The organism is Actinomadura keratinilytica (assembly GCF_039539665.1).
Taxonomy (GTDB): domain Bacteria; phylum Actinomycetota; class Actinomycetes; order Streptosporangiales; family Streptosporangiaceae; genus Spirillospora; species Spirillospora keratinilytica.
Genome location: NZ_BAABDO010000207.1, coordinates 1 through 5,635, shown reverse-complemented (window position 1 = coordinate 5,635; position 5,635 = coordinate 1). Strand labels below are relative to the sequence as shown.

8 protein-coding genes are annotated in these 5,635 nt (G+C 77.2%); 3 read left to right on the top strand and 5 right to left on the bottom strand.

What is annotated here, in order from left to right; translation table 11 throughout:
* On the top strand, positions 1-343 hold a 343-nt coding region (locus tag ABD879_RS31795; protein ID WP_345025480.1), incomplete at its 5' end, for a HEAT repeat domain-containing protein.
* A gap of 6 nt (positions 344-349) precedes the next feature.
* On the opposite strand, the gene ABD879_RS31790 is transcribed toward ABD879_RS31795, so the two are convergent.
* Positions 350-1,873 (bottom strand): MFS transporter, encoded by a 1,524-nt coding sequence (locus tag ABD879_RS31790; RefSeq protein ID WP_345025479.1) that lies wholly within the window; start codon positions 1,871-1,873, stop codon positions 350-352.
* 96 nt (positions 1,874-1,969) lie between these two features.
* On the opposite strand from ABD879_RS31790, the gene ABD879_RS31785 reads away from it, so the two are divergent.
* Positions 1,970-2,221: a hypothetical protein gene (locus ABD879_RS31785; RefSeq protein WP_345025478.1), complete on the top strand. Its 252-nt coding sequence runs from the start codon at positions 1,970-1,972 to the stop codon at positions 2,219-2,221.
* Positions 2,222-2,269: 48 nt separating this feature from the next.
* Here the strand turns inward: ABD879_RS31785 and ABD879_RS31780 are convergent, their stop codons facing one another.
* The 3 genes from ABD879_RS31780 to moaA are packed head-to-tail and all read right to left on the bottom strand — an operon-like array spanning position 2,270 to position 4,208.
* The gene (locus ABD879_RS31780; protein WP_345025477.1) at positions 2,270-2,548 is read right to left on the bottom strand and encodes a DUF6457 domain-containing protein; all 279 of its coding nucleotides are present in this window, start codon (positions 2,546-2,548) and stop codon (positions 2,270-2,272) included.
* A 2-nt stretch (positions 2,549-2,550) separates the two neighbouring features.
* Positions 2,551-3,192, bottom strand: coding sequence for a molybdenum cofactor guanylyltransferase (gene mobA, locus ABD879_RS31775; RefSeq protein WP_345025476.1), 642 nt, complete (start codon positions 3,190-3,192; stop codon positions 2,551-2,553).
* A 26-nt stretch (positions 3,193-3,218) separates the two neighbouring features.
* On the bottom strand, positions 3,219-4,208 hold the full coding sequence (gene moaA, locus ABD879_RS31770; RefSeq protein ID WP_345025474.1) for a GTP 3',8-cyclase MoaA: 990 nt from the start codon (positions 4,206-4,208) through the stop codon (positions 3,219-3,221).
* 180 nt (positions 4,209-4,388) lie between these two features.
* Between moaA and ABD879_RS31765 the strand changes: the two genes are divergently transcribed.
* Entirely contained in the window at positions 4,389-5,216 is an 828-nt protein-coding gene (locus ABD879_RS31765) for an alpha/beta hydrolase (RefSeq protein WP_345025473.1), read from the top strand.
* On the opposite strand, the gene ABD879_RS31760 is transcribed toward ABD879_RS31765, so the two are convergent.
* Positions 5,202-5,635, bottom strand: a 434-nt coding sequence (locus ABD879_RS31760) for a hypothetical protein (protein ID WP_345025472.1), incomplete at its 5' end; no start/stop codon positions are given. The genes ABD879_RS31765 and ABD879_RS31760 overlap by 15 nt on opposite strands.

The window sequence follows — 5,635 nt, the reverse complement described above, 5'->3', positions numbered from 1 at the left end:
GGTGCGCGACGCCGACCCGCTGGTGCGCGCCGCCGCGTTCGAGGCCCTGGCCGGGGTGGGCTGCCCGTCCCCGCTGGACGGCGCGGCGGACGAGGCGCTGCACGACCCGGCCTGGCAGGTGCGCGTCGGCGCCGCCCGGGGCCTGGCGGGCGCGTCCCGCGAGGTGGCGGCCGACCCGCTGATCAAGGCGCTGGCCGACCCGCACCTGGACGTCCGCAAGGCCGCCGTGATCACCCTCGGCCGGTGGGTCGCCGATCCGGCCGTGGCCGACGCGCTGCGCGCCGCGCTCGACGACAGCGACGCCGACGTGCGCGGGTACGCCCGCCGGGCGCTGGCCGCCTGACGCGTCTCAGCCGGTCGCCATGGCGACCAGGGCCGCGGTGGCCGCCAGCTCGACGAGGGCGCCGAGCACGTCGCCGGTGATCCCGCCGAGGCGGCGCACCGCGTGCCGCAGCACGTACAGCGCGGCGGCCAGGGCCGCCAGGACGAGTCCGATCACGACGAGCAGGCCGTGCCGGAACGCCAGCGCCCAGTCGCCGCGCGTAGCGGCGACGGTGGCGAAGTAGACCGCGCCGGTGGTGGCGATGCCGACGGCGGCGCCGAAGCGCTGCCCGGTCTGCAGCACCCCGGCGGCGCTGCCGCCGCCCGACTGCGGCACCTCCGCCAGGGTGATCGTCTGGTTGGGCGCGATGACCAGTCCGCTGCCGACCCCCGCCACCAGCAGCGGCAGGGCGGTGAACCATGCCACGTCCGGACCGGGCCGCAGTTCCACGGCGGCCCACAGCGCGACCAGCCCGGCGGCGACGACCGCCAGCCCCGCCGCGACGAGGAGTCGGCCGTAGCGCGCCACGATGCGTCCGCCGACCGTGGCGGCCACGGCCGACCCGAGCGCGAACGGGGTCATCGCCGCGCCCGCCGGCAGGGCGCCGTAGCCGAGCCCGATCTGCAGGTAGAGGGTGTAGGTGAAGAAGATCGCGGTGAATCCGGCGAAGTACAGCACGGCGATGGCGGTGCCCAGGCCGTAGGAGCGCAGGCGGAACAGCGCCAGGTCCACCATCGGCGAGGGGTGCCGCCGCTCCCACACCGCGAACACCGCGATCACGGCGGCGCCGAGCGGCAGCAGCAGCCACTTGCCGGCGCCGTGCCACTGCCGTTCCTGGACGAACGGCAGCATCACGCACACGACGCCGACGCCCAGCAGCAGCACGCCGACCGGGTCGAGGCCGCGCCGCTCCCCGTAGCGGGGCGGGGGCAGCAGCCGCCACGCCAGCGGCAGCGCCACCAGGCCGACGGGGATGTTGACGTAGAACACCCAGCGCCAGCCCTCCTCGGCCCCGGCCAGGGCGATCAGCGCGCCGCCGAGCAAGGGCCCGACGGCGGTGGCGATGCCGATGACGGCGCCGAGCGCGCCGAACGCCCGGCCGCGTTCGGCGCCGACGAACAGCTGCTGGATCAGCCCGGCGGTCTGCGGCTGCAGCACGCCCGCCGCCGCGCCCTGCACCAGCCGGGCCGCGACCAGCAGCCCGACGGTCGGGGCGAGCCCGGCCAGGCCGCTGGAGGCGGTGAACAGCGCCAGCCCGGCCATGAACACCGCGCGGCGGCTGCGCGCGTCGCCCAGGCGCCCGGCCGGCACCAGCACCAGGCCGAACGTCAGCGCGTAGCCCGACACGATCCACTGCAGGCCCGACTCCGAGGCGCGCAGCCCCTGCTGGATCGACGGCAGCGCGACGTTGACGATGCTGACGTCCAGGAGGGTCATGAACGCGGCGACCAGGCACACCGCCAGGGCCTGCCAGCGCCGCCGGGCGCAGCGCACCGCCGCGGGCGCGCTCGCCGGTCCGGTGGGCGATCCGGTGGGCGATCCGGTGGGCACGGACCGGAGCATGTCCGGGGCCGTCACGGTCCAAACACCGGCCGAACCGCGGCCCCGCGCGGGTCACTCCGCAGACTTTTGTGACAAGGTGGTCATGTGACGGATGTGCCGCCGGACCCCGCCCCCGACCCCACCCCTCAGGACGAGGCGCCGCGGTGCTCGGCCAAGGGCTGCCGGGACGCCGCCGTGTGGGCGCTGCGCTGGAACAACCCGAAGATCCACACCCCGGAGCGGCGCAAGATCTGGCTGGCCTGCGACGCGCACCGCGAGCACCTGTCGGTGTTCCTGGACCGCCGCGGGTTCCTGCGCGACGTCGTCCCGCTCGCCGAGCTGGACGGGCCCGCCTAGACCGCCCCGGCCGCCCGGGCGGGCACCTTGCGCTTCAGGCCGGGCCCTTCAGGCCGGGCCGGTCGGCGACTGCGCCGCACCGGACGGGTCGTCCGCCGTGCGCCCGGCCGCCCAGCTCTCGGCCAGCTCGGTGATGCGCGCGGCGGCGTCCCGGGCGGGCGCGCCGCGGCCGACGGCCAGGCCGAGCAGGAAGGCCGTCAGCGGGGCGCCGGGCCGGGCCACGCCGTGGGCGACGTCGCGGGCCAGGTCCAGCACCAGGTCGCGGTCGACCTCGCCGCGGGCCAGGCCGAGCTCCCGGCAGACGGCCTCGATCCACTCCTCCAGCATCGTCACTCCTCCCCTTCGGTCAGCAGGCGCCGGGCGTGCGCCAGTGCGCCGGGGGTGTCGCAGTCGTACCACGCGGGCCGCTCCCGTTCCGCGCCGCCCGGCCCGGGGGACACCCGGGCGGGCGCCAGCGGGCCCAGCAGGCCGCGCAGCGAGGCGCCCCGGTAGCCGGTGAGCGCGGCGCGCAGTCCGGCGGTGCGCCAGCATCCCGCGAGCCATTGTTCCCGCCCTTCCGCGTCGACCAGCACCGCCCCCGGCGCACCGGCCCGGCGCGCGGCGTCCAGCAGCGCGGCGACGTGCCCGGGGAGCAGGAACGGCATGTCGGCGGCCAGCAGCGCCAGCCAGGGGGCCCGCACCTCGGCCAGCCCGGCGCGCAGGGCGGGGACGGGCCCGGAGCCGGGCGGGTCCTCGCGCACCACGGTCGCGTGCGGCAGCTCCGCCCGGGGCGGCCCGACGACGATCAGGCGCCGGGCGTCCCGCACCGCCTCGGCGACGCGCTCGACCAGGGTGCGGCCGCCGACTGTCAGGCCGGGCTTGTCGGCGCCGTCCATCCGGCGGGCGCGGCCGCCCGCCAGCACCACCGCGTCGAACCCCTCGCCGTGACCGTCGCCGAGGCCCGCGCCGGAACCCTCGCCGCTGTCCCGCATGACCGGCTCCCCCGTCGGCGCCGTGCTCATCCGCCGATCGCGGACATGGGACGGGCGGGCTGCAGGAAGGAGGGGTCGTCGATGCCGTGCCCGGCGCGCTTGCCGCGCACCGCGGCCCGCCACCGCTCGGCCAGCTCCTCGTCGGAGGCGCCGCCGCGCAGCGCGGTGCGCAGGTCGGACTCCTCGGTGGCGAACAGGCAGTTGCGGACCTGCCCGTCGGCGGTGAGCCGGACCCGGTCGCAGGCGCCGCAGAACGGCCGGGTCACCGAGCCGATCACCCCGACCGTGCCGGGGCCGCCGTCGACCAGGTACGTCTCGGCCGGGGCGCTGCCGCGGGCCGCCGGGTCGCCCGGGGTGAGGGCGAACTCCTCGCCCAGCCGGGCCAGGATCTCGTCGGCGGTGACCATGCCGGCGCGGGTCCAGCCGTGCTGGGCGTCCAGCGGCATCTGCTCGATGAACCGCAGCCGGTAGCCGTGCTCGAGGCAGTAGCGCAGCAGCGGCACCGCCTCGTGGTCGTTGACGCCGCGCATCAGCACCGCGTTGACCTTGACCGGCGCCAGGCCCGCGGCGGCCGCGGCGGCCAGGCCGGCCAGCACGTCGTCGAGGCGGTCGCGGTGCGCCAGCCGCCGGAAGACCTCGGGGTCGAGGGTGTCCAGGGACACGTTGACGCGGTCCAGGCCCGCCTCGGCCAGCGGGGCGGCCAGCCGGTCCAGCCCGATGCCGTTGGTGGTGATCGAGATCTGCGGGCGGGGCCGCAGCTCGGCGGTGCGCCGCACGATGCCGGCCAGGCCGCGGCGCAGCAGCGGCTCGCCGCCGGTGTAGCGGACCTCGGTGATGCCGAGCCGTTCGACGCCCACCCGCACCAGCCGCACCACCTCGTCGTCGGTGAGCAGCTCCGGCTTGGGCAGCCAGTCCAGGCCCTCGGGAGGCATGCAGTAGGAGCACCGCAGATTGCACCGATCCGTCAGGGAGACCCGCAGATCGGTGGCGGTACGACCGAAGGTGTCGACCAGCACGGACGCCCTTTCCCGCTGCCGTGGCGGCGCCGCGTCGAACGGACCGCCTGAATTGCCGTGAAACACCAGCCTATTGCCGCGGTTGACGATCCGCGCCGGCCGCGAGACCGTATCGGGAAGATCACTCGATCGGGCGGCCACCGGAGACCGCCTCCGCCGAGCAGCCCCGGAGGTGCGGCGATGACCACGGCACGGCGCTGGGAGTTCGCGGGGACGCGCGGCGCGGTCACCGCGCGGACCTGGCCGAACCCGGCCCCGCGCTACGCGGCGGTGCTGGTGCACGGGTACGGCGAGCACCTCGGCCGCTACGACCACGTCGCCGCGGCGCTGGTCCGGCACGGCGCGGTGGTGTGCGGGCCCGACCACGCCGGGCACGGCCTGTCGGCGGGCGAGCGCGTGCTGGTCGAGGACGTCGGCGACCTGGTGGCCGATGTGCACACGGTCGTGGCGGCGGCCCGCGAGGACCATCCGGACCTGCCCGTGGTGATGATCGGCCACTCCATGGGCGGGCTGATCGCCACCCGCTGCGCGCAACTGCACGGCCCGGAGCTGACCGCGCTGGTGCTGTCGGGGCCGGTGCTGGGCCGCTGGGACGCGCTGTCGCAGCTGCTGGCGCTGGAGGAGATCCCCGACGTGCCGATCGACCCCGGCACGCTGTCGCGCGACCCCGCCGTCGGCAAGGCCTACGCCGCGGACCCGCTGGTCTGGCACGGGCCGTTCAAGCGGCCGACGCTGGAGGCGCTGGACGCGGCGATCCGCGCGGCGTCCGCGCACGGCCCGCTGGGCGACCTGCCCACGCTGTGGGTGCACGGCGACGACGACCGGCTGGTGCCCCTGGACGGCACCCGCACCGGCATCGAGGCCGTCCGCGGCTCCGACCTGACCGAGCGGATCTACCCCGGGGCCCGGCACGAGGTGTTCAACGAGACCAACCGCGACGAGGTCCTCGCGGACGTCACGGCGTTCGTCGACCGGGTGCTGGCCGGCGCCGCCTCACCACCGGTCTAGCTCGGCGGCCAGCGCGCCCGGCCACGGCTCGTCCGTCCGGCCCCGCCGCCGCAGCGAGCCTGCGATGTCCCGGCGGCCGTCCAGGCGGCCGTAGGCGTGGACGTACTCGACGGGCCTGCCCCGAGCGAGCCGGTCCCACACGCGCTTGTCGAGCGGCACCGCGGTCAGCGTGAGGCCGGAGGAGGCGGCGCGCGTCCAGGGCACGCGCCGGTCGCGCCACGGCCACGGCGCGGGGTCGGTCCTGGCCAGCGGCACCAGCCCGAGCACCCGCACCTCGCCGAGGCGGACGCCCTCGTCGGCGCACCACCGGCCGAGCTCGCCGATCGCGGCGGTGAAGGAGCGGCCGGGGCCCACCAGGTCGCAGACCGCCACCGGCCGCCGCGGCGGCCCTGCCAGCGCGGCCGGGGCCAGCCCGGGGG

Bases quoted from the DNA above. Each gene is read 5' to 3' on its own strand.
- ABD879_RS31765 (WP_345025473.1), top strand. From the start codon at position 4,389: ATGACCACGGCACGGCGCTGGGAGTTCGCGGGGACGCGCGGCGCGGTC.
- ABD879_RS31780 (WP_345025477.1), bottom strand. From the start codon at position 2,548: ATGCTGGAGGAGTGGATCGAGGCCGTCTGCCGGGAGCTCGGCCTGGCC.
- mobA (WP_345025476.1), bottom strand. From the start codon at position 3,192: ATGCGGGACAGCGGCGAGGGTTCCGGCGCGGGCCTCGGCGACGGTCAC.